The following is a 23383-nucleotide window of genomic DNA, read 5'->3' on the forward strand; positions in this document are numbered from 1 at the left end:
CGCACATACTGCTTACTCAGCGCCTGCAAAAATTACTCTTTGTAGCCACTCTTACTCAGACGCTTAAGTATATTATTGTACATCCTGGTTCGCCGATGAGTCTTTCCATAACTGCCAGCTGCTGCAACAGTGCCCGACTGAATGTGATCCAGATAGCTGAATATTTTACGGGGCGATAAAAACTCAACGGTATAACCCAGCGCGCTCATGCGGTCTTGCAGGGTATAACCAGGCACACGATCATCCATCAAAAAATGCATATCGTGTTGCTTGATCAGCTTGCAATTCCATAGCGTACAGAAGCTCTTCAAGTGGACTTCCCTGTAGGGTTTTGGCTCTTTTGAGCGCAAGCCAAGGGACAACTTCAGGCGTCTGTAGTGGTGTTTGAATAGTCGCGAACTAAAGCGCCAAAGGGTTCTTGCAGTGCCGCGGTTTATTTGCTCCACACAGCCGACCGCTACCACCTTTGGATTCTTTATGCACTTATTCAACATCATGGCAAACACATTCTTATCGAAAATGAATGTATCGGTGTGCAGCAGGAACAAATAGTCGGTTTCAACTCGATCCAAAACCATATCAAGTGCTTTGCCATGCGCAATATGACCCTGCTCTGAGTCGGGGGTGACTCGTTCGATCAGGTTGATCCAGTCAAGGGTGCGCAGATACTCAGTACTGTCGTCGGCGGAACCGTTATCAACCACCCACACCGGGACGTTGCTGTTGCCCACGTGCTGGTGCAGTAGCCCCAAGCATATCTTGGTCATTTCGAGTGTTTTGTAATTAACCAGAACAATACTGAACACTGGATTTTCTCCAGACAAAAAATCAGTGTTACTCATTGTTCTGACACTCCGTAATCGCCTGGAGACCGATGCACAACTAATCACGCTTGGCTCCAGCAGTTGTTTATCATTGCCCGCTTGCACTTTGCGCGGGCAATAATGGTAGCTTTTTTAAAACCGCCAGTCACTCCGAGAGCCATCATCGCCGGCCAAAACCCAACCAATAATTGTATCTGAAAATTTCATCGCATAAGACTCTCGCATGCTGTTTCTGGAACAACTTACTCTTTCATCAGCGCTCCCATCGCGGCGCGTGCTCGCTGGAGCTTGCTCAAAAGAACCCAGACAGCCCTGGCACCGCATGTAACACCTTGCGAAATCAATATGGGTCACATTGCCCATTAGTCACCTAAGAGAAATACACTCATCGGCACCTACGATAGTAGGGGTTCATGTATTCAATGGTCGTGGTTTTGCAACGAGGCATTGACAGCAATTTATGCGCCAGAGTTATATCTTTTAAACAACCAATAAACCCTCGCTTTCTCTATCATGCTTGCACCCGAATCCTGGGGCCATGCGCATTGATAATCGGGGCAAATGAATACACAGGGCAGACATGTACCCGATGTTAAAGCATGCACTTCTCTGCACTGTCTGCGTTTGCGCATCGATGACAGTGCACGCACAAGAAACGGAGCTTGCGCCGATTCACGTCATCGGTAGTTCCCCTGTAGCCGGCGATGCAATCGATCGGGACAAAGTGTCGACAGACACTCAATCGCTGATTTCTGACGACTTCGACCGCAATAAATCAACTTCCGTGCTGGATACGCTGGCTCAACAGACGCCTGGCATGGTGATCTCCGATGTACAGGGCAACCCGTTTTCCCAGGACATCAACTTGCGTGGCTTCAGTGCATCTCCCGTGCAAGGAACACCGCAGGGACTGGCCGTTTATCTCAATGGCGTCCGGGTCAACGAAGCGTTTGGCGATACCGTGAATTTTGATCTGGTGCCAACGGTGGCCATCGACCGCGCCGACGTGTGGACCAGCAATCCGGTCTTTGGTCTTAATGCCCTAGGGGGGGCGATCAACCTGCAACTTAAGAATGGGTTCACTTATGACGGATTAGAGGCGGAAGTCTCGGGAGGATCATTTGGACGAATCGGCAGTTCCCTCCAATACGGTGCCCAGAAGGACAACTGGGCTTTCTATACATCGGGTGAAGAAGTTCATGAAGACGGCTGGCGTGATCACTCCTCTTCTACCATCAAGCGGTTCTACACCGACCTTGGGTACCGAGACGACAAGAGTGAGTACCATCTGAGCCTCTCGGGTGCAGCGAATACGCTTGGCGTTATTGGTCCAACACCCGTTGAGGAGTTGTCCCGAAAATACGCCAGCGTCTACACGTTTCCCCAGACAACAGAAAATAATATGTTGATGGCAGCCCTTAACGGCAAGGTATCAATCAACGACAACTGGGCGGTGCAAAGCAATATCTATGTGCGTCATTTCGACCAGGAACATGTCGATGGCAACACCTCTGATGTGACGGCATGCGAGGCGGACTCAACGCTGTTGTGCCTTGGTACTGCCATTACGCAGAACGCATCGACCGGAGCGAATCTATCATCAAGCTTGCTGCCTGGCACCGGATTGAACCAAGGGATCGCCGGATCGATAGACCGGACTCACGTCAACTCCAACACGGTCGGCGGCTCTCTCCAGACCACTTATGATGGAGTGTTCCTCGACCTGAACAATCATTTCGTGGCTGGCGGCAGCATCGACTATTCCAGCCTGTCGTTTTCTGGAAAAAATGAACTCGGTACGATATCGGACACGACGATAGACCCTTATGTCGCGGGTACCGGAATCACTTACGAGACAACCGACGGATTGATTCAGCCAGTCAAGCTGAGAGCGAAGAACACTTATCAGGGGCTGTTTGCTTCCGATACGCTCGATGTGACAGATCGTCTGTCGGCCACTGTCGGCGCGCGGCTGAATATCGCCCAGATCAACTTGAACGACTCGCTGGGGACCTCCCCCGGGCTCACCGGCAACCACCACTACGCGCGATTGAACCCGCTCACCGGTCTCACGTACAAGCTGACCCCGGATCTGACGGTCTACGGCGGTTACTCGGAAGCCAACCGAGCCCCCACGCCGCTTGAACTTGGCTGTGCAGATCCGGCGAAACCCTGCCTGCTCGAAGGCTTTCTGGTATCAGACCCGAGCCTGAAGCAAGTCGTCTCAAGAACATACGAGGCGGGTCTTCGTGGGCACAGCGCGGTGGCCACCGACTCGATGATTGACTGGAAGCTTGGCGCATTTCTCACTAACAACACTGATGACATCGTCAGTCAGCCAAGCAGTCTGGTTCCGGGCTATGGCTACTATCTGAATGCGGGCAAAACCCGTCGGCAGGGTGTCGATGCCTACTTCCAGTACCGGACCACCGACTGGTCGGCCTACACAACACTGGCCTATGTCGATGCAACCTACCAATCCAAGCTGACCCTGACGTCGGCCAACAACCCTGATGCCGATGCAAACGGTACTATTTTTGTCACCCCCGGCAACAAGATCCCCGGCATTTCGCCCCTACAGTTCAAGTTGGGCGGCGACTATAAAATGACGTCTGCATGGACCTTGGGTGGGGACGTGATCGCCAACAGCAGCCAGTATTATGTTGGCGACGATTCAAACAAAAATGCCAAGTTGGGCGGGTATACGGTTTTCAATGTCCACAGCGCCTACCAGCTTACTGACACCATCAAACTGTTCGCCAAACTTGATAACGCCCTTGATCGGCAATATGCGACCTACGGTGGATTCGCCGCCGTTGGCGACATCCCCTCCCTTGGGCTATCAAACCCCCAAACAACCACCCCCGCGGCGCCTCGCGCGATGTACGCCGGGTTCAACGTCAAGTTCTGAGGCCTTCAAAACAGAAAGCCGGCTATTCGAACAACGCATCCAGCGCCTGTTCCAGACGGCTCACGGCAATGATCTGCAGCCCTGGCGGCGCTTCCTTGGGGGCGTTGCCTTTGGGGACGATGGCGCGTTTGAAGCCGTGTTTGGCCGCTTCTTTCAACCGTTCCTGACCGCTGGGCACCGGACGGACTTCGCCGGAGAGGCCAACTTCGCCAAACACCAGCAAGTCGTGAGGCAGCGGGCGGTTGCGCAGGCTGGACATGACGGCGGCCATCAAGGCCAGGTCAGAGGCGGTTTCCAGTACTTTCACGCCGCCGACCACGTTGAGGAATACGTCCTGATCATGGGTAGGAATCCCGCCGTGGCGATGCAGGACGGCCAGCAGCATGGCCAGACGGTTCTGATCCAGACCGAGCGTGACACGACGCGGATTGGCCAGATGGCTGTCGTCGACCAGCGCCTGAACTTCCACCAGCATTGGCCGGGTACCTTCCCATGTCGCCATGACGACACTGCCGGGCACTTCTTCCTGTGCGCGGGTCAGAAAAATCGCCGAAGGGTTGGAGACTTCTTTCAAGCCCTTGTCAGTCATGCCGAACACGCCCAGTTCGTTGACCGCGCCGAAGCGGTTTTTCACCGCGCGCAACAGACGCAAACGCCCGTCTGATTCGCCTTCGAAATACAGCACGGTGTCGACCATGTGCTCGAGCACGCGAGGACCGGCCAGTGAGCCTTCTTTAGTGACATGCCCAACCAGGAAAATCGCCGTACCGCTCTGTTTCGCGTACCGCACCAGCAGCGCCGCGCTCTCGCGCACTTGCGACACGCCGCCCGGTGCCGATTGCAGTTGTTCGGTGAAGATGGTCTGGATCGAGTCGATCACCATGACTTTGGGCTGCTCGATGCGAGCCGTGGCTATGATGGTTTCGATGCAGGTTTCGGTCATGACCCGCAGTTTGTCCTGAGGCAAACCCAGACGTCGGGCGCGCATGGCGACCTGTTGCTGCGACTCTTCGCCGGTGACGTAAAGCGCGGGCATACGCTCAGCGATGGCGCACAGGGTTTGCAAGAGAATGGTGGATTTACCGATGCCAGGGTCGCCGCCGATCAGCACCACTGACCCATCGACCAGGCCGCCGCCCAGCACACGATCAAGCTCGGCGGAGTTGGTGGAGAAGCGGGGGACCTCCTGGACGCTGACTTCAGCCAGGGTCCTGATTTGCGCTTGCTGCCCGGTCCAGCCAGAACGACCGCTCGGAGGGGTGGCAGCACCGTGTTCCAGGAGGGTTTCGACCAGGGTGTTCCAGGCGCCACATTCGCCGCACTGGCCCGCCCATTTTGGAAAAGTCGCACCGCACTCGGTACAGCCGAACATGCGCTTAGCCTTGGCCATAACCACCCCAGTCTAAAAAGGGGGCAATCATAACGCAGGTTTGCGCGCCTGCGACGGCGTGGAACATGAGTACGCTCATGGGATTCCTTTGCATGCATCACTTCCACCCAACCTGCACCGAGGCAGAAGTGACACGACGCTGCCGACTGAATCAGTCCGTTAGTTTTTTCGCTAGCGCTTTTACCCGAACGAGATCGCCCATCGCAACCTTGGTTACGCCGGTGCCATATTCCGGGTCTGCCTTGTAAAGGAACGAAAGGATGATGTGTTTGCTTTCATCGTCGGAGGAAGACAACGAGCCGCCGAAATTTTCAATCAGATCGGCCCGCTCTTTTTTGCTGTAGGAACGGTACAGCTCTCCCGCTTGCTTGAAGTTCTGCTCACGCTGGATTTTCGCTTGCTGGGTTGTACCTGCCAACGGTAGCTGACTGTAACGGGCATCCGCCTGCTCTTCACGCGGGCTGAGGCGGCTTGGCTGATAATTGACACCCGAACTGCTGTGACCTGCGTTCATCGCGCCATCCTGATTACCGTTATTGACCGGCACTTTTGGCGCATTGACTGGCAGTTGCTGCGCGTTTGCACCCAGGCGGTACAACTGCGTGTCGGAATACGAGAAGACCCGTCCCTGCAGCAGGCGGTCTTCGGATGGCTCGATGCCCGGCACCAGATTGGAAGGCGCCATCGCGGCCTGCTCGGTTTCCTGGAAGACGTTGCCCGGGTTCTTGTTCAAGACCATCTGCCCGACTTTACGCTGAGGAACGTCTGGCCAGATTTTGGTGGCATCCAGCGGGTCAAAGTCGAACGTTGCCAACGCTTCAGGCTTGAGCACCTGCACATACAGGTCCCATTTCGGAAAGTTACCCTGATTGATATGGGTCACCAGGTCGTTGGTCATGTGGCTGTAATCGCGGCCCTGCACTTCAGCCACCTGCTTCGAGTTGAGGTTTTTTATGCCCTGCAAACTCTTCCACTGAAATTTCACGTAGTGAACCTGACCTTCGGCATTCACCAGTTTGTAGGCATGCACACCGTTACCGTCCATTTCACGGTAGCTGGCCGGCGTGCCGCTATTGGAGTACAGCTCGGTCAACGTGCGGGTGGCCTCAGGGACATGGGAGAAGAAATCAAACCGACGGGAGTCGTCGTCAAGGTTGGTCCTCGGATCCGGCTTGAACGCATGCACCATGTCCGGGAACTTGATGGCATCGCGGATGAAGAAGGTCGGAAAGTTATTGCCTACCAAATCCCAATTGCCTTCACGGGTATAGAACTTGGTCGCGAAACCTCGCGGATCGCGCAAGGTTTCGGGGGAGTGATTGCCATGCACCACTGCGGAAAATCGCACAAACACCGGGGTCGTTTCACCGGCTGCGAAGACTCGGGCTTTGCTCAAGTTGCTCAGGTCGTCCGTTACCGTGAACTGACCATAAGCCCCTGTGCCGCGAGCATGCACGACACGCTCCGGGATACGCTCGCGATCGAACCGTTGAAGCTTCTGGATCAGCTGCACGTCTTGCAGCAAGACCGGGCCGCGCTCGCCCGCGGTTTGCGAGTTTTGATTGTCACCGACGAGTGCCCCGTTATCGCGGGTCAGGTTTGCGGCTTGAACGGAAACGGAAAGCAGGCTGACCGTCAAAAGGCTCACAAGTCTTCGGCGGGAAACAATTCCCAGCGCGAGGGTGGCGTTCATGCTTAACGTCCTTTTATTAAGATTTTTAGGCGCATTCAACTGCGCCCTTCAATCCTAAAAGCAACCGGCGCTTTTTTTCGCAAAAGTCACCCGATGAAACACATCACAAAACTTGTTTATTTTCAAATAGATAGCTGAATACAGAGTCCATCTGAAAACCCTGGTAAAACTAATCGGGCAATTTTCGGTCGATTGCCAAGTCGCAGGGCGCGATGCGTATAGCTGAATTACACTGCGTTAACCCACTCATCTGTAACAAGGAACAACCTATGAGCGTACTGAGCGAGTTCAAGGCATTCGCCGTCAAAGGCAACGTGGTCGACATGGCGGTCGGGATCATCATTGGCGCGGCCTTCGGAAAAATCGTTTCGTCGTTCGTCGGCGATGTTGTCATGCCACCGATCGGGCTGTTGATCGGCGGGGTCGATTTCAGCGATCTGGCCGTTACTCTCCGACCTGCAGAAGGCACTCTGCAGGCCGTGGTCGTGTCTTACGGCAAGTTTATCCAGTCGATTATCGACTTTGTGATCGTGGCGTTCGCCATCTTCATGGGCGTCAAGGCCATCAATCGCCTCAAACGCGAAGAGGCTGTCGCGCCAACGCTGCCGGCCGCTCCTAGCCCGGAAGAAGTGCTGTTGAGCGAGATCCGTGACTTGTTGAAAGCACAGAACGGCAGACCGCTGGAAAGTGTGATTGCCGATCCAACCCGGCTGGGTTGATGCGCCACTGATCGTTCCCCATACGCCATGCGGGAACGGTCACTTACCAATAATTTTCCACCGCCACCTGCCCCGGACGGCGGCTCAGGCTGAGTTGCAGGTCGCGCAGCTTGAGCATCTGGCGGGTGTCGTCGATCATTTGCGGGTTACCACACAGCATGACTCGCGAGTGCTCGGGGGTCATTTGCAGCCCGGCCGCCCGTTCCAGTTCGCCGCTTTCAATAAGCTGAGTAATGCGTCCACCCAATGCTCCGGGGTAATGCTCGCGGGTGACGGTCGGCAAAAACAGTAACTTGCCGGCGTAGTCGGCCAGATAGTCGCGCTCGGTGAGTCCGGCGATCAGTTGCTGATAGGCCAGCTCGCGGGCTTCACGCACGCTATAGACCAGAATGATGCGCTCGAATTTTTCCCACACCTCGAAGTCCTGCAGGATCGACAGGAACGGCGCAATGCCGGTGCCTGTGGATAACATCCACAGGTCACGCCCGTCGACGAAGCGGTCCAGGGTCAAGAAGCCGAATGCCTGACGATCGATCAGCAGCGTGTCGCCTTCACGCAGGCGGCTCAGTTCGCTGGTGAACTCGCCGTCCGGTACCACGATGGAAAAGAACTCGAGAAATTCATCGTGGGGCGACGACACCATCGAATACGCCCGCCAGACAATGCTGCCATCGGCCTTGGTCACGCCCAGACGTGCAAACTGACCCGCCCGAAAGCGAAAACCCGGATCGCGGGTGGTACGCAAGGTGAACAGATTCGGGGTCAATGACGTAACGTTGAGCAGCGTCTGGTGGGTGTATTTCTCTGCGCTGGCAGTCATGGGCGCTCCTGGCTCCTGCAATTAAAAAGAGGAGCGTCCAGTGTCCCGCAAAGCAACGTCGATAAACACCGGCGGTTTGTAGTGGCATTTAGAAGAAAAGAGCGTGTTGACCCTACACAAATGCTCTAAACACAAAAACGTATAACGCCACGCTGAATCATTCTGATCTGGACTTAACAGGTCTCACCCTCTTTTCGAAAACCTCGGTCGCGCCCCCGTACAAGCAGGGTTTTATGGAAAAACGAACCAAAAAAATATCGTTCGTTTGAATAGCGTGTAACGGCCAACCCATTCACCCGATCACTTGCCGGCCCTACTTACCTCACACTGTAGGAAAATTCCCCCTACACTGGGAATCATATGTATCGAGTATGGAAGCTCAATAATGGACAGCTTGAACCCGGATCAACTAGAGACATTAATGTCCACCGTGGAAGAATCCGTTTGGGAAAATGCCTTTTCCTCTCGGTTGAGACAGAGCGGAGTCCACTCTATTCAGGACCTTCGTGGCGTCAAAAAAAGACTGACACAGACACGTAATCACGAAACGACTTCATCCACAGAGTGCTACGAAAAAGTCGAACAAACGTTATGGCTGTGTAACCTGCTGCGCACCTTCATGACAGAACGGTTATCAACCAAAACCCCGCCTTCCATCAGCCCCCCACTGTCGATCAGGGAAACTGAAGTCCTCAAATGGTCTGCCAAAGGCAAAACCGCCGATGACATCAGCACCATCCTCAAGTTGAAAACACGCACGATCAATTTTCATATCGCCAACGCGATTAAAAAAATGGGCGCGACCAACAAAACCTCGGCAGTGGTGCAGGCCGCCTTGAGCGGCATACTCTGAGTGTTTTTATAGCCACTCGGAAATCCAGCAGGTGTCCGGGTGCAAAAGCACGTAAAATCGACGGCTTCTGCGCGCGTCATGCCATCAGAGACGTGCGCAATAGTCTCCGAAAACAGAGTTCCCCTGCCCATGCCCCTGCTTAACAGCCCTTTCGCTCAGCTCGATCTCATCCGCCAGCCTGACCAACAGAACGAGCCGTTGCAGGCGTTCGACGCAGCCGATGAATACCTGCTCAGTCATGTGGCGGAGCAGGGCCTGACTCCTGACAGCCGCGTGCTGGTGCTCAACGACAGCTTTGGCGCGCTGGCAGCCAGCCTGGCCAGCCACGCGAACGTGGTCAGTAGCAGCGACTCCTTTCTCGCCGCGCAAGCACTGGAGAAAAACCTGGTGCGCAACGGCCAGGCCTTTGATGCAGTGCCAATGATCCCGGCCAGTGACATGTTCACCGGACCGTTCGATTGGGTACTGATCCGTGTCCCGAAGACTCTGGCCTTGCTTGAAGAACAACTGATTCGCTTACAGGGCCAACTGGCACCGGGTGCGCAGGTGATTGCGGCGGCGATGATCAAACATCTGCCGCGCGCTGCGGGTGATTTGCTGGAGCAATACATCGGGCCGGTGCAGGCGTCATTGGCGGTGAAAAAAGCGCGCTTGCTGTTTGCCACCCCGCACATCAAAAGCGTGCAGCCCTCACCCTACCCGACCCGCTACACACTCGAAGACCCGGTCATCGAACTGGTGAACCACGCCAACGTGTTCTGTCGCGAAGGGCTGGATATCGGCACCCGGGCGTTTCTACCGCACCTGCCGAAAAACCTCGGTTCGGCACGTGTAGCAGACCTGGGCTGCGGCAACGGAGTGCTGGCCATTGCCAGTGCACTGGCCAATCCGCAAGCGCACTACACGCTGGTGGATGAGTCGTTCATGGCCGTGCAGTCAGCCACTGAAAACTGGCGGACCGCATTGGGTGAGCGCGAGGTTATTGTGCGGGCTGGCGACGGGTTGGCCGGTCAGGAAGCTGACTCGCTGGACGTGGTGCTGTGCAATCCGCCTTTCCATCAGCAACAGGTGGTCGGCGATTTCCTCGCCTGGCGTATGTTCCAGCAAGCGCGTGATGCGTTGGTGGTCGGCGGCGCACTGTACATCGTCGGTAACCGCCATTTGGGCTACCACAGCAAACTGGCGCGACTGTTTCGCGGCGTGGAGCAAGTCGCCACAACCCCGAAGTTCGTGGTGCTTAAAGCACGTAAATGAAGGCACCGCCGCGATGGCGGTGCCTCAGGCAAACCGCGGCGGGACGCGTAGTTGCAAGCGCGCTCCTGCAAGGAGCTTGCGCGAGCCCTCAGTGCGTAGTCAGCCCTGCCGCGTTCATGAACAACCGCATACCGTAAGCGACTATCCCCAACGCCATCACGCTGCCGGCGTAGATCGCAACCAGCCAGGCTACGCGCTGCCAGACCGGCTTTTTCAGCGCCGGGTCCGGCTCATGGGAAGATTCTTCAGCAGACATCGTCATCCCCTCCTCACTAGTGATAGCCGTCTTCGTGGGTGACCTTGCCACGGAACACGTAGTAGCTCCAGAAGGTGTAGCCCAGGATGAACGGGATGATGAACAGCGTACCCACCAGCATGAAGCCCTGGCTTTGCGGCGGCGCGGCGGCCTCCCAGATAGTGATCGACGGCGGCACGATGTGCGGCCACAGGCTGATACCCAACCCGCTGTAGCCGAGGAAGATCAATACCAGCGTCAACAAAAACGGCGTGTAGTGAGCATTGCGTGCCACGGCACGCAGCAGACCGTACATCGTCACCAGTACCAGAATCGGCACCGGCAGGAACCAGAACAGGTTCGGCAGGCTGAACCAGCGGGTGGCGATTTCAGGATGGGTCAGCGGCGTCCAGATGCTGACGATAGCGGTCACCGCCAACACCACCAGGGCCAACGGCCGAGCCAGATCGTGCATCTGTTTTTGCAGCTTGCCTTCGGTTTTCATGATCAGCCAGGTGCAGCCCAGTAGCGCATAAGCGACGATCAGGGCCACGCCACAGAACATCGTGAACGGCGTCAGCCAGTCCAGTGACCCCCCGGCGAACTGGCGATTGACCACCGGAATACCATCGATGAACGCCCCCAGCGCTACGCCCTGGAAGAACGTCGCGGTCAGCGAGCCGCCGATAAACGCTTTGTCCCACAAGTGACGCTTGTCATCTTTGGCCTTGAAGCGGAACTCGAAGGCGACCCCGCGAAAGATCAAACCGATCAGCATCAGGATCAGCGGCAGGTACAGCGCCGACAACACCACCGAATAGGCCAGCGGGAAGGCACCAAACAATGCTGCGCCCCCCAAGACCAGCCAGGTTTCGTTACCGTCCCACACGGGGGCCACGGTGTTCATCATCACATCGCGCTCGGAATCGTCCTTGATGAAGGGGAAAAGAATCCCGATCCCCAGGTCGAAGCCGTCCATGACCACATACATCATGATCCCGAAGATGATGATCACAGCCCAGATAAGCGGAAGATCAATACCCATGACTCAATTCCCCTTGCTCAGGCTGTGAGTGTCGTCACCGTCGGAGCCGTCTTCGGCAGCCGAGAGTGGACGTGCAGGCGTGCGTTGCTGGCCCGGACCTCCGGGGTTCTGCTCCTTGCCTTCGTTGCTCACCGGGCCTTTGCGCACCAGGCGCATCATGTAGCCCAGACCGACGCCGAACAGCGTGAAGTAGACCACCACGAACAACCCCAGGGTCAGGCTCATCTGCCCGAAACTGTGCCCGGACGACGCATCGGCGGTGCGCATCAGGCCGTAGACGACCCACGGTTGACGCCCGATTTCAGTGGTGAACCAGCCCGCCAACATTGCAATCAGACCCGACGGGCCCATCCACAAGGCCAGGTACAGGAACGCCCGCGAGTGATAAAGCTTGCCGCGCATGCGCAGCCACAGGCTCCACAAACCGGTAAAGATCATCAGGAAGCCCAGCCCGACCATGACCCGGAACGACCAGAACACGATGGTCGAGTTAGGCCGGTCTTCAGGTTTGAAGTCCTTCAACGCAGGCACTTGCTCGGTCAGCGTGTGGGTCAGGATCAAGCTGCCCAGGTAGGGGACTTCCACGGCGAAGCGGGTTTTTTCAGCCTTCATGTCCGGCCAGCCGAACAGGATCAGCGGGGTCGGCTCATTGCCGACATTTTCCCAGTGACCTTCAATTGCGGCGATTTTAGCCGGCTGGTACTTGAGCGTATTGAGGCCATGGAAGTCGCCGATCACTGCCTGAACAGGCGCCACCAGCAAGGCCATCCACATCGCCATGGAGAGCATGGTGCGAATTTGCGGTGTGTCGCGCCCGCGCAATAAATGCCAGGCCGCCGAGGAACCCACGAAGAACGCCGTCGCCACGAATGCCGCCGTGGCCATGTGTGCCAGACGGTAGGGGAACGACGGGTTGAAAATCACCGCCACCCAGTCCACCGGAATCAATCGACCGTCGACGATTTCAAAGCCCTGCGGGGTCTGCATCCAGCTGTTGGACGCGAGAATCCAGAACGTCGAGATCAGCGTGCCGATGGCGACCATGACCGTGGCAAAGAAGTGCAGGTTGCGCCCGACCTTGTTCCAGCCGAACAACATCACCCCGAGGAAGCCTGCTTCCAGGAAGAATGCGGTGAGCACTTCATAGGTCAGCAGCGGCCCGGTGATCGACCCGGCGAAGTCGGAGAACCGGCTCCAGTTGGTGCCGAACTGATAGGCCATGACTAACCCGGAGACCACGCCCATGCCGAAGTTGACGGCAAACACCTTGGACCAGAAGTGGTACAGGTCACGGTACACATCGTTCTGCGTTTTCAGCCACAACCCCTCAAGCACCGCCAGGTAACTTGCCAGACCGATGGTGATGGCAGGAAACAGGATGTGGAATGAGATGGTGAATGCGAACTGAATTCGGGCGAGATCGAGTGCCTCTAAACCGAACATAGGACTTCCTCTAATCAGGTGGTACAGGCTACTGACCCGAGGTCAGCAGCGACTGCCCCCATGGATATGGAGTGCTGCGGGTTGAAATTGTTCTGTTTTGTTTCGCAACGCGGGGATTCGTGCAGCCGATCAGCATGCAAAGCCAGAAAATGCATTGACGCAGATCAACCAGCGATCAAAGAGTAGCCCTGTTTTGCAGGGTGAACTGTGTGGTCGATTGTCGCGTGGCGAGTTGCCTCACCTTCGCAAAACCGGATTGCGGTGCGCCCATAGTGGCAAACAAATGTTACAAAGCACGTGATAATCTCTCGCATTCACCGCCGAGGCCGCCTTTCCAATGCCTGATCAAGCACCTGTGTTGCTGCGTCATCATCGACCCTTTCTGGCTTTCTGGTTTGCGCGAATCATCACCGCCAGCGGCTTTCAGATGTTGACCGTGGCCATCGGCTGGAACCTCTATCAACTGACCGGCAACGTTTTGGATCTGGGCCTGGTGGGCCTGGTCCAGTTCATCCCCCGGGTGATTTTCATGCTGCACACCGGGCATGTGGCTGACCGTTATGACCGACGCAAGGTCTCCGCGATCTGCCAGGCGGCCCAGGCCTTGATCGCCCTGGCACTGGTGATCGGCAGCACCACCAACAGCGTCACCCCGGAAATGATCTTCATCCTTTCGTTTTTGCTCGGTGCCGCCCGCTCTTTCGAAATGCCGACCACTCAGGCGCTTTTGCCTTCCATCGTGCCCAACTCGCTGTTTCCAAGGGCGGTGGCGGCGTCGCAGTCCGCTCAGCAGTCGGCAACCATTGTCGCGCCCGCGCTGGGCGGCTTTCTGTTTGCGTTCGGCAGCACCTGGGTCTACGGCCCGACGGTGCTGCTGTATGTCATTGCCTGCGCGCTGATGCTCAATCTGCCTGCGCGGCAGACGCCATTGAACAAAGCCAAGGCCACGCTGGACTCGCTGCTGGCCGGGATTCGTTATATTCGCAGCCGCCCGGACATCCTCGGCGCGATTTCGCTGGACCTGTTCGCCGTATTGCTCGGGGGCGCCACGGCGTTGCTGCCGGTATTCGCCAAAGACATTTTACTGACCGGTCCCTGGGGGCTGGGTCTGCTGCGGTCGGCTCCCGCAGTGGGTGCGCTGCTGATGTCGTTGTGGCTGGCGCGCTTCTCGGTCGAGCGCAACGTAGGACGGGTGATGTTCACTGCCGTGGGCATCTTCGGCGTCGCCACCATTGCCTTCGGCCTGTCGACTTCGTTCTGGTTTTCCCTGGCGGTGCTGGTCGTACTCGGCGCGGCGGACATGATCAGCATGGTGATTCGCGCCTCGTTCGTGCAGCTCGAGACACCGGACGAAATGCGCGGCCGGGTCAGCGCGGTGAACGGCTTGTTCATCGGTGCATCCAACCAGCTCGGTGAATTCGAATCCGGCCTCACCGCGCATTGGATGGGGACTGTACCTGCCGTGGTGCTCGGCGGCATCGGCACACTCGCCGTCACCGGAATCTGGATCAAACTCTTCCCCAGCCTGGCCAAGCGCGACCGAATGCGCGATCTGGTGGTAGAGCAAGAGAAACAGCCGGCCTGATAGAGGGCGCTGCCTTACACGACAGGCGACATTAGATAAGCAGCAACTTAGCCATGGCCGTCCGTTTACCTTTACCGCACAACTGCTCCACCAGCGCCAACGCAAACTCCAACGCTGCACCAGAACCTTGCGCGGTGATGCAGTTGCCATCGACCACCACCGGTTGATCGACGTAGGTACACCCCGACAACCGATCACTGAATCCCGGATGGCAGGTCATGCGCCGTTGTTTGAGCACGCCGTACACTTGCAGTGCCACAGCAGGCGCTTCACCGATGGCGGCGTAAAACCGCCCCGCCTTCACCTGTTCATTCACTCGCTGGGCCAACGGCTGATGATCGGCCAGATGCTGTGCGCCGGGCATGCCACCGGGCAAGACGATCAGGTCGAAGCTTTGCGCCAGCACATCGACCAGCATCGCATCAGCGGTCAACCGCGTACCACGCGCGCCCGTTAACATGCGTCGGGACTCGACGCTGGCGACCAGCACTTCAATCTCGGCGCGGCGCAGCACATCGATCAGGGTCACGCTTTGCAGGTCGTCGATGCCGTCGGCAACGGTGATCAGGGCTCTTAACGTCATAAACGAATCCTTGGCAGTGATGCGTTGAGTCTAGTCAGCTTTTATGGCCCGGCAGCTTTTCCCCTAAGCATCTGCTAGCCCCCATCCACACACGCTGCTGTTATGATGCGCGGCTTTTTCCGACCTACAGAAAATGTACAGGCCAGTGGCACAGTCTGTGCTTTGCTGCTTTAGTCGATTCATTCAAGGCGCAGGACGCGTCACGGGGAGCCAGGCATGCTGGAAAGGCTGTTTCAACTCAAAGCACACAACACCAATGTGCGCACCGAGATTCTTGCGGGCGTTACCACCTTCCTCGCCATGGCCTACATCCTGTTCGTCAACCCGAGCATTCTCGGCGAAACCGGTATGGACAAGGGTGCGGTGTTTGTCGCCACCTGTCTGGCAGCTGCCATCGGTTCGGCCGTGATGGGCCTGATCGCCAACTACCCGATTGCGCTGGCGCCGGGCATGGGCCTCAACGCCTTCTTTACCTACACCGTGGTCCTGCACATGGGCCACACCTGGCAAGTGGCGCTGGGTGCGGTGTTCATCTCGGCGGTGATGTTTTTCCTGCTGTCGATCTTCAAGATTCGTGAATGGATCATCAATAGCATTCCGTTGGCGCTGCGCTCGGCGATTGCGGCCGGTATCGGTTTGTTCCTGGCGCTGATCGCCCTGCACAACGCCGGTATCGTGGTCGGCAACCCCGCCACCATGGTGGGCTTGGGTGATCTGAAACAACCGGCGCCAATCCTCGCCACCCTGGGCTTTTTCCTGATCGTCGCGCTGGAAGCCTTGCGCGTGCGTGGCGCGGTGTTGATCGGCATTCTGGCCGTGACCATCGTTTCCATCGTGCTCGGTTTCTCCCCGTTCGGCGGCGTGATGTCGATGCCGCCGTCGCTGGCACCGACCTTCTTGCAACTGGACATCCGGGGCGCACTGGATATCGGTCTGTTCAGCGTGATCTTCGCCTTCCTGTTCGTCGACCTGTTCGACAACTCCGGCACCCTGATCGGCGTAGCAAAACGTGCTGGCCTGATGGGCAAGGACGGTTACATGCCGAAAATGGGCCGCGCCCTGATCGCCGACAGCACCGCCGCCATGGCCGGTTCACTGCTGGGCACCTCGACCACCACCAGTTACATCGAATCGGCAGCCGGCGTGAGCGCGGGCGGACGTACCGGCCTGACTGCCGTGGTGGTCGGGATCCTGTTTCTGCTGGCGTTGTTCTTCGCACCGCTGGCCGGTAGCGTTCCGGCGTTCGCCACGGCACCCGCCCTGTTGTTTGTTGCGGTGTTGATGATGTCGGGCCTGGCTGAAATCGACTGGGACGACATCACTGTTGCCGCGCCGGTGGTGATTACCGCCCTGGCGATGCCGTTCACCTACTCCATCGCCAACGGCATCGCCTTTGGTTTTATCTCCTGGACGGCTATCAAGCTGTTGTCCGGGCGCCGGCACGAACTGAATTCGGCGCTGGTGATTCTGTCCATCCTGTTCGTGATCAAGTTGGGTTGGTTTAACGCATGAGTGTCCCTTTCGACCCTACGAGCTATAGCCATCAGCTCGCAGAAAAAACCACGCGCTTGCGTGAATTGCTGGCGCCGTTCGATGCGCCCGAGCCGCAGGTATTCGACTCGCCGCGCGAGCACTATCGCCTGCGCGCCGAGTTCCGCTTGTGGCGCGAGAATCAGCAGCGCTTCTATGCGATGTTTGTCCCCGGCAACAACCACACGCCGATTCTGGTCGACGACTTCCCTATCGCCAGCCAGCGCATCAATGACTTGATGCCGCTGCTGCGTGAACGATGGGAAGCCAGCGCGACCTTGAACTTCAAGCTGTTCCAGGTGGATTTCCTGACCACGCTGGCAGACGATGCGATCATCACCCTCTGCTATCACCGGCCACTGGATGACGTTTGGCAGGCGGTTGCGGAACAGCTCGCCGCCGACCTTAATGTTTGCGTGATCGGCCGCTCGAAGGGCCAGCGCATTGTCATCGGTCGGGACTATGCGATTGAAGAGCTTGAGGTAGCCGGGCGCACCTTCAGCTATCGGCAACCGGAAGGCTCCTTCACCCAACCCAACGGCGCGGTGAATCAGAAGATGCTCAACTGGGCATTCGACGCCCTGGGCCAGCGCGACGATGACTTACTGGAGCTGTATTGCGGCAACGGCAACTTCACCCTGCCCCTGGCGACTCGGGTGCGTAAAGTACTGGCGACCGAGATCAGCAAGACCTCGGTCAACGCCGCCCTGAGCAACCTTGCCGACAACGGCGTGGACAACGTGACCCTGGTTCGCCTGTCTGCCGAAGAGCTAACCGAAGCATTGAATGAAGTTCGCCCGTTCCGCCGCTTGCGGGGCGTCGACCTGAAGAGCTACGAATTTGGAAGCATCTTCGTCGATCCGCCTCGCGCTGGCATGGACCCGGACACCTGCGAACTCAGCCGGCGTTTCGAGCGCATCCTGTATATCTCCTGCAACCCGGAGACCCTTGCGGCGAACATCGCGCAACTGCACGACACCCACCGCATCGAACGCTGCGCACTGTTCGACCAGTTTCCCTATACACACCATATGGAATCAGGGGTGATGTTGGTTCGGCGATAAATACAGGACAGAGGGCCATTGCGCGAGAGCCTGAAAACGCCACTGTCCTGCGAACTATTGGCTGAAATCTGTCTCTACATCCGCAACAAATCGCTGTTGATGCCCCTGAACGGACTGGCGCGGGGCATCGTCAACAGCGACACTCCTCGCTGGGTAAACAGAGGCTTCCCACATGCTATGGAAAAAAGGCAGACGCAGCGACAACGTGGAGGATGCACGTGATGACGCAGGAGGCGGTGGTGGGATGCGTTTTGGCGGAGGCAAAGGCCTGGGGATCGCCGGGATTGTGATCGTCGTCGCCTTTGGGCTGCTGACCGGGCAAGACCCGATACAGATCCTCAACCAGCTTACCGGTCAGATGAGCCAACCCTCGACGGCCGTCACTCCCCAGACCCGAAAAGCACCGCCAGCCAATGATCAGCAGGCCGACTTCGTGCGGGCCATTCTGGGTGATACGGAGGACACGTGGCGCTCGGTCTTCCAGCAGGGTGGCCGCCAATATAAAGACCCGACCCTGGTTTTGTTTCGCGGTCAGATAAACTCGGCCTGTGGCTTCGCTTCATCGGCCAGCGGGCCGTTCTATTGCCCGGCGGATCAAAAGGTCTATCTGGACATGGACTTCTTCCGCGAAATGTCCCAACGCTTTTCCGCAGCCGGTGATTTTGCTCAAGCCTACGTCATTGCCCACGAAGTAGGCCATCATGTACAAACCCTGCTGGGGGTCTCAGCCAAGGTTCAGGCCGCCCGCCAACGGGGTCAACGCATGGAAGGCAACAACGGTTTACTGGTGCGCCAGGAGCTGCAGGCCGATTGTCTGGCCGGGGTGTGGGCCTATAACGCACAAAAGCGTTTGAATTGGCTGGAGCCGGGTGATATTGAAGAAGCTCTGAATGCAGCAAACGCTATTGGCGATGATCGCTTGCAACAGCAGGGTCAAGGCCGCGTGGTACCCGATTCGTTTACTCACGGCACCTCTGCACAGCGCGTGCGCTGGTTCAAGACAGGTTTCGCTCAGGGCCAACTCAATCAGTGCGACACTTTCGCCGCAAAGAGCCTCTAATCACATGATAAAACCGCTATTGGTCTTGTTGTTGAGCACCCTCCTGAGCCTTACGGCGAATGCAGCGGATACTGCGGTGAAAGCCCTCAGCCCCCAGCGGCTGGCCATCAATGGCGGTCTGGCGACTGTCGGCCTGAGCAAAGACTGGAAAACGCCGCAGCCCAACACCCGACGCGCCGTGATCGTCATTCACGGTCGCTTGCGCAACGCGCAAACCTACCTGCGTAGCGCCGAACGAGCGGCCTATCGGTCCGGGTATCGCAGCACTACCCTGCTGATCGCTCCGCAGTTCCTGGATCGGAAAGACATCGTCAAACACCAACTGCCGGATTCGATACTGCGCTGGCACAAAGACGACTGGATGGAGGGTGACGCGGCTATCGGGCCGGTGCCGGTGAGCTCCTTTACGGTCATCGACGAGATTCTGGCGAAGCTGAGCGATCGCAAACTGTTCCCTGCGTTGCGCGAAGTGATTGTCGCCGGGCATTCGGGCGGTGCGCAGGTGGTTCAGCGCTACGTGTTGATTGGCAAGGGCGGTGTGGCACTGGAGAAAGCCGGAGTCACCCTGCGTTACGTGGTCGCCAACCCGTCGTCATACGCGTATTTCGATGCACAGCGGCCCGGACCGGTGGACAAGGCGTCTTGCCCGGGGTTCGATACCTGGAAATACGGGATGAACAAGTTGCCGCCTTACGCTGGCAAGCAAACCGTCGAGCAGATCGAACAGAATTATGTGAAGCGTGACGTCACTTACCTGCTGGGTCAGCTCGATACCGACATCGATCACCCGGCACTGGATAGAACCTGCGCCGCCGAAGCTCAGGGCGCCTACCGCCTGATTCGTGGTCACAACTTCTTCAACTATCTGCAACAGCGCCACCCTGAAGGGCTGAACCAGCGGTTGATTGAAGTGCCTGGCGTCGGGCATGACGGCGATGCGATCTTCACCTCACCTGAAGGGCAAGCCGCATTGTTCAGGCCGGAGTAAACGACTCAACAGGCCCGATTCTGCTCGGAGGGCGTAGCAGCTGAGTTCATCACGCCAAATGCGCGACTGCTGCGCAGCCGATTCGCAGACAAGTCAGCTCCTACAAATAATGTTCTATTTCAAATGGTTATGAGTTGTTTGATAGATGCTGGCTTAAAGCGCCAGCATCTCGCGCAATGCAAAGCAATCGCTGGCGTACCAGTCAGTCAGTTCCGGCCATGGATTTTCGGGCAGGTTGACCAATACGGTATGGGTGCCTGCCGCACGACCACAGTCGAGGTCGAAGCGGTAGTCGCCGACCATCACCATCTGTGAGGGGTCTACATTCCACGCCTGAGCCAGTTTCAGCAGCCCTCCGGGATCAGGTTTTGGCGGCGCTTCGTCGCGACCGAGAACGTCATCGACGGCAAAACAATCCGCCAGGCCAATCGCGCCGAGCGTTACGTGCGCCAACTCGCGGGCATTGCGAGTGAGGATGCCCAGCCGATATCCACGCGCCGCCAACTCACGCACCAGTTCGACCGCACCCGCCGCAGGCTGCGAAGCCAGGGCCAGCTCACGCTCGTGCTCCAGCAGCCAGGCATGCTTGGCCGCTGAAATATCGGGCGGCAGCGCGGCCAGATGACTGAGGATGTCATCCTGTTGCGGAATATCCAGGGCACGCTTGATCGCGGGAAAATCATGCACGGCCAAGGTCAGGGTGCCATCCATGTCGAACACCCAATGCCGAACCTGCGCCAGACTCACACCCAATCCTTACGATGACGGATCAAGCCTTCCTGGGTGACAGAGGCCACTAACTTGCCTGCGCGGGTATACACGCTGCCTCGCGAGAAACCACGAGAATTGCCGGCCCACGGGCTGTCCATCACGTACAGCAACCAGTCATCGGCGCGCAGATCTGCGTGAAACCAAAGGGAGTGATCAAGGCTGGCGACCTGCATGTCTTTCTGCCAGACCGACTTGCCGTGAGGCTGCAACGACGTCGTCAGCAGATTGAAATCCGAGGCGTATGCCAACAGGTACTTATGCAGTGCCGGCACATCCGGCAGCGTGCCGTCGGCGCGAAACCAAACGTATTTGATCGGCTCTGTCGGCAGCGGGTTGTAAGGATCAATGTCAGTTACCGGGCGGAACTCGATCGGCTTCGGGCACAGCAGTTTTTCACGCATGTGATCCGAGAGCAGGTGCGCGCGCTGCCGGGTCAACTCAAGTTCCGAGGGCAGGTTTTCTGGCCCGACGACGTCCGGCATCGTGGACTGGTGCTCATAACCCTCTTCGTCGTACTGGAACGATGCGCTGCACGTGAAGATCGGCTGCCCCTTCTGGATCGCCGTGACCCGACGGGTGCTGAAGCTGCCGCCATCGCGCACCCGGTCGACCTGATACACCACAGGCAAGGCGACGTCGCCGGGACGCAGGAAATAGCCGTGCAGCGAATGCACATGGCGCTCGTCTTCGACCGTCTGACTGGCTGCCGACAGGGATTGGCCCAGCACTTGCCCGCCGAACAACTGGCGAAAGCCAAGGTCCTGGCTACGTCCACGAAAGAGGTTCTCCTCAATGGGTTCCAGGGTTAGCAGTTCAACCAGATCATCCAGCACTTGGCTCATTCAGGGACTCCTCTCACAAAACTATGCTGCGCCTTCAAGGCTGCGGCGGGCGACGTATTCAGGCAGAAACAGAGGGTAACCCTAAGGTGTTGTCCCGGTCTGCGCGGCCAATGGCCAAATGATACAGAATTTGTCGGCGCCAGCCTTACTCATCCCTTCAGGGTTTGCAGCCATTGTTGCCGAGTGATTCGATACAACACATGAGGCTTCAACGGATCGCCGTCAGCCAGTTTCGGATGCTCGAAGTCATCCGCAAGATCATGCTGCATGCCGATGGCCTGCATGACTTTCTGTGACGCCAGATTGTTCTGCGCAGTGAACGACACAATCTGATCCAGTTCTAAGCGCTCGAAGCCGCAACGCAGAGCGGTCCAGGCCGCCTCACTGGCAAACCCCAAACCCCAATGTTCCCGCGCCAGACGCCAGCTGATCTCGACAGCCGGTGTGAAGTGAGCATCGAAGCTCACCACTTCCAACCCGGTAAAACCGATGAAAGCCCCCGTGTCCTGGCGTTCCAATGCCCACAGACCAAACCCCAGCTCGGCGAAATGCCCACGCATTCGTCCGATCTGGGCCGCGCTTTCCAGCCGGCTCATGGGTGCTGGAAAATAACGCATCACGTGCGGGTCGGCACACATCGCCGCGAACGCCGGCAAATCGTCATCTCGCCACTGCCGCATCAGCAACCGGGCACTGTTGAGTTCCAGTATCCGCTCCATCGGGCTGCTCCTATAACTGTCCAGTAAATGGCTTGCCAAAGTAGTACACCGCTCAGCAGCCCTCAATCAAGGTGCTGTGCGGGCAAGGACAATGCTGGCAACATTCAGCTTCGACCGCTGACCGGAAGCAAAATGCCCCTGCCGCTCATCTACCACGATGATTACAGCCCGGATTTCCCGGCTGAGCATCGCTTTCCGATGGATAAATTCCGTTTACTGCGCGACCACCTGATCGAAAGCGGCCTGACCACTGACGCCCAGCTGTTGCGCCCGGACGTCTGCCCAAGCGATGTTCTGGCGTTGGCCCATGATCCGGCGTACATCCAGCGCTACATGAGCGGTGACCTGTCCCGCGAAGACCAGCGCCGCCTTGGCCTGCCGTGGAGCGAGGCCCTGGCACAGCGCACAGTGCGTGCGGTGGGCGGCTCGCTGCTGGCGGCCGAACAGGCGCTGCAACACGGCATGGCCTGCCATCTGGCGGGCGGCACACACCATGCGCACTATGACCATCCCGCCGGCTTCTGCATTTTTAACGACCTGGCAGTGATCAGTCACTATCTGCTGGAAAGCGGTCGGGTCGGGCGCGTATTGATCTTCGATTGCGACGTGCATCAGGGCGACGGCACCGCGCGCATCCTCGCCAACACGCCCGACGCGATCACCGTTTCCCTGCATTGCGAAAAGAACTTCCCGGCACGCAAGGCTGAAAGTGACTGGGACATCCCCCTGCCCATGGGCATGGGCGATGACGATTACCTGAAAGTGGTCGACGATCTGTTGAACTACTTACTGCCGTTCTATCAGCCGGACCTGGTGCTGTATGACGCCGGGGTCGACGTGCACAAGGACGATGCCCTGGGTTATCTGCAACTTACCGACGCAGGGGTGGCGGCTCGCGATGAAGCCGTGCTGCGCCATTGCCTGCACCGGGACATTCCGGTGATGGGCGTGATCGGCGGTGGCTACAGCAAGGACCGCAAGGCGCTGGCGCGACGGCACGGGATACTGCACCACAGCGCGCAAAAGGTCTGGGTGTCTGCCGGACTGAACTGAG

General features: G+C 57.8%; 21 protein-coding genes. 10 read left to right on the forward strand and 11 right to left on the reverse strand.

Going from position 1 to position 23383, the window contains the following annotated elements; translation table 11 throughout:
• Positions 1–32: 32 nt before the first annotated feature.
• Entirely contained in the window at positions 33–842 is an 810-nt protein-coding gene (locus tag K0F75_RS14840) for a glycosyltransferase (protein ID WP_219062626.1), read from the reverse strand.
• A 616-nt stretch (positions 843–1458) separates the two neighbouring features.
• Between K0F75_RS14840 and K0F75_RS14845 the strand changes: the two genes are divergently transcribed.
• On the forward strand, positions 1459–3735 hold the full coding sequence (locus K0F75_RS14845) for a TonB-dependent receptor (protein ID WP_219062627.1): 2277 nt from the start codon (positions 1459–1461) through the stop codon (positions 3733–3735).
• Positions 3736–3757: 22 nt separating this feature from the next.
• Here the strand turns inward: K0F75_RS14845 and radA are convergent, their stop codons facing one another.
• Both radA and K0F75_RS14855 read right to left on the reverse strand, forming a co-directional pair.
• Positions 3758–5125 (reverse strand): DNA repair protein RadA, encoded by a 1368-nt coding sequence (gene radA, locus K0F75_RS14850; protein WP_219062628.1) that lies wholly within the window; start codon positions 5123–5125, stop codon positions 3758–3760.
• A 151-nt stretch (positions 5126–5276) separates the two neighbouring features.
• Positions 5277–6818: a catalase gene (locus K0F75_RS14855; RefSeq protein ID WP_219062629.1), complete on the reverse strand. Its 1542-nt coding sequence runs from the start codon at positions 6816–6818 to the stop codon at positions 5277–5279.
• A gap of 269 nt (positions 6819–7087) precedes the next feature.
• On the opposite strand from K0F75_RS14855, the gene mscL reads away from it, so the two are divergent.
• Complete coding sequence (gene mscL, locus K0F75_RS14860; RefSeq protein WP_219062630.1) at positions 7088–7537, forward strand: large-conductance mechanosensitive channel protein MscL; 450 nt, start codon at positions 7088–7090, stop codon at positions 7535–7537.
• 43 nt (positions 7538–7580) lie between these two features.
• Here the strand turns inward: mscL and K0F75_RS14865 are convergent, their stop codons facing one another.
• Positions 7581–8357, reverse strand: a complete 777-nt coding sequence (locus tag K0F75_RS14865; protein ID WP_219062631.1) for a ferredoxin--NADP reductase — start codon at positions 8355–8357, stop codon at positions 7581–7583.
• A 385-nt stretch (positions 8358–8742) separates the two neighbouring features.
• Here K0F75_RS14865 and K0F75_RS14870 point away from each other — a divergent pair, with 385 nt between their 5' ends.
• Together K0F75_RS14870 and K0F75_RS14875 are read left to right on the forward strand one after the other, a co-directional pair.
• The gene (locus tag K0F75_RS14870) at positions 8743–9210 is read left to right on the forward strand and encodes a helix-turn-helix transcriptional regulator (RefSeq protein WP_257604392.1); all 468 of its coding nucleotides are present in this window, start codon (positions 8743–8745) and stop codon (positions 9208–9210) included.
• Positions 9211–9339: 129 nt separating this feature from the next.
• On the forward strand, positions 9340–10464 hold the full coding sequence (locus K0F75_RS14875) for a class I SAM-dependent methyltransferase (protein ID WP_219062632.1): 1125 nt from the start codon (positions 9340–9342) through the stop codon (positions 10462–10464).
• Positions 10465–10552: 88 nt separating this feature from the next.
• Here K0F75_RS14875 and K0F75_RS14880 read toward each other — a convergent pair whose 3' ends face one another.
• The 3 genes from K0F75_RS14880 to K0F75_RS14890 are packed head-to-tail and all read right to left on the reverse strand — an operon-like array spanning position 10553 to position 13187.
• Entirely contained in the window at positions 10553–10720 is a 168-nt protein-coding gene (locus K0F75_RS14880) for a DUF2474 domain-containing protein (RefSeq protein ID WP_219062633.1), read from the reverse strand.
• Positions 10721–10736: 16 nt separating this feature from the next.
• Entirely contained in the window at positions 10737–11744 is a 1008-nt protein-coding gene (cydB, locus tag K0F75_RS14885; RefSeq protein ID WP_219062634.1) for a cytochrome d ubiquinol oxidase subunit II, read from the reverse strand.
• A 3-nt stretch (positions 11745–11747) separates the two neighbouring features.
• A complete protein-coding gene (locus K0F75_RS14890) occupies positions 11748–13187 on the reverse strand; it encodes a cytochrome ubiquinol oxidase subunit I (protein WP_219062635.1) in 1440 nt (479 codons plus the stop codon).
• A gap of 337 nt (positions 13188–13524) precedes the next feature.
• Here K0F75_RS14890 and K0F75_RS14895 point away from each other — a divergent pair, with 337 nt between their 5' ends.
• A complete protein-coding gene (locus K0F75_RS14895) occupies positions 13525–14772 on the forward strand; it encodes an MFS transporter (RefSeq protein WP_219062636.1) in 1248 nt (415 codons plus the stop codon).
• A 31-nt stretch (positions 14773–14803) separates the two neighbouring features.
• Here K0F75_RS14895 and K0F75_RS14900 read toward each other — a convergent pair whose 3' ends face one another.
• On the reverse strand, positions 14804–15355 hold the full coding sequence (locus K0F75_RS14900) for a DJ-1 family glyoxalase III (RefSeq protein WP_219062637.1): 552 nt from the start codon (positions 15353–15355) through the stop codon (positions 14804–14806).
• 216 nt (positions 15356–15571) lie between these two features.
• Between K0F75_RS14900 and K0F75_RS14905 the strand changes: the two genes are divergently transcribed.
• The 4 genes from K0F75_RS14905 to K0F75_RS14920 all read left to right on the forward strand — a co-directional run bounded on the left by K0F75_RS14905 (position 15572) and on the right by K0F75_RS14920 (position 19997).
• Positions 15572–16867, forward strand: coding sequence for an NCS2 family permease (locus K0F75_RS14905; RefSeq protein ID WP_219062638.1), 1296 nt, complete (start codon positions 15572–15574; stop codon positions 16865–16867).
• Positions 16864–17949 (forward strand): tRNA (uridine(54)-C5)-methyltransferase TrmA, encoded by a 1086-nt coding sequence (gene trmA / locus K0F75_RS14910; protein WP_219062639.1) that lies wholly within the window; start codon positions 16864–16866, stop codon positions 17947–17949. Before K0F75_RS14905 ends, trmA begins: the two co-directional genes overlap by 4 nt.
• A 172-nt stretch (positions 17950–18121) precedes the next feature.
• Positions 18122–19009: a neutral zinc metallopeptidase gene (locus K0F75_RS14915; RefSeq protein ID WP_219062640.1), complete on the forward strand. Its 888-nt coding sequence runs from the start codon at positions 18122–18124 to the stop codon at positions 19007–19009.
• A gap of 4 nt (positions 19010–19013) precedes the next feature.
• Positions 19014–19997, forward strand: a complete 984-nt coding sequence (locus K0F75_RS14920; protein WP_219062641.1) for an alpha/beta hydrolase — start codon at positions 19014–19016, stop codon at positions 19995–19997.
• A gap of 153 nt (positions 19998–20150) precedes the next feature.
• On the opposite strand, the gene K0F75_RS14925 is transcribed toward K0F75_RS14920, so the two are convergent.
• The 3 genes from K0F75_RS14925 to K0F75_RS14935 form a co-directional block, all read right to left on the reverse strand.
• Positions 20151–20744 carry an HAD family hydrolase gene (locus K0F75_RS14925; protein ID WP_219062642.1) on the reverse strand — a complete coding sequence of 198 codons (594 nt, stop codon included), beginning with the start codon at positions 20742–20744 and terminating at the stop codon, positions 20151–20153.
• Positions 20741–21610 (reverse strand): acyl-CoA thioesterase II, encoded by an 870-nt coding sequence (gene tesB / locus K0F75_RS14930; RefSeq protein ID WP_219062643.1) that lies wholly within the window; start codon positions 21608–21610, stop codon positions 20741–20743. The genes K0F75_RS14925 and tesB overlap by 4 nt, the downstream gene beginning before the upstream one ends.
• A 149-nt stretch (positions 21611–21759) precedes the next feature.
• Positions 21760–22329 carry a GNAT family N-acetyltransferase gene (locus K0F75_RS14935; RefSeq protein ID WP_219062644.1) on the reverse strand — a complete coding sequence of 190 codons (570 nt, stop codon included), beginning with the start codon at positions 22327–22329 and terminating at the stop codon, positions 21760–21762.
• Between the two features lie 132 nt (positions 22330–22461).
• Between K0F75_RS14935 and K0F75_RS14940 the strand changes: the two genes are divergently transcribed.
• Positions 22462–23382: a histone deacetylase gene (locus tag K0F75_RS14940; RefSeq protein ID WP_219062645.1), complete on the forward strand. Its 921-nt coding sequence runs from the start codon at positions 22462–22464 to the stop codon at positions 23380–23382.
• Position 23383 lies beyond the last annotated feature (1 nt).

Origin of the sequence: Pseudomonas sp. UMAB-08 (genome assembly GCF_900095225.1) — a bacterium.
Taxonomy (GTDB): Bacteria; Pseudomonadota; Gammaproteobacteria; order Pseudomonadales; family Pseudomonadaceae; genus Aquipseudomonas.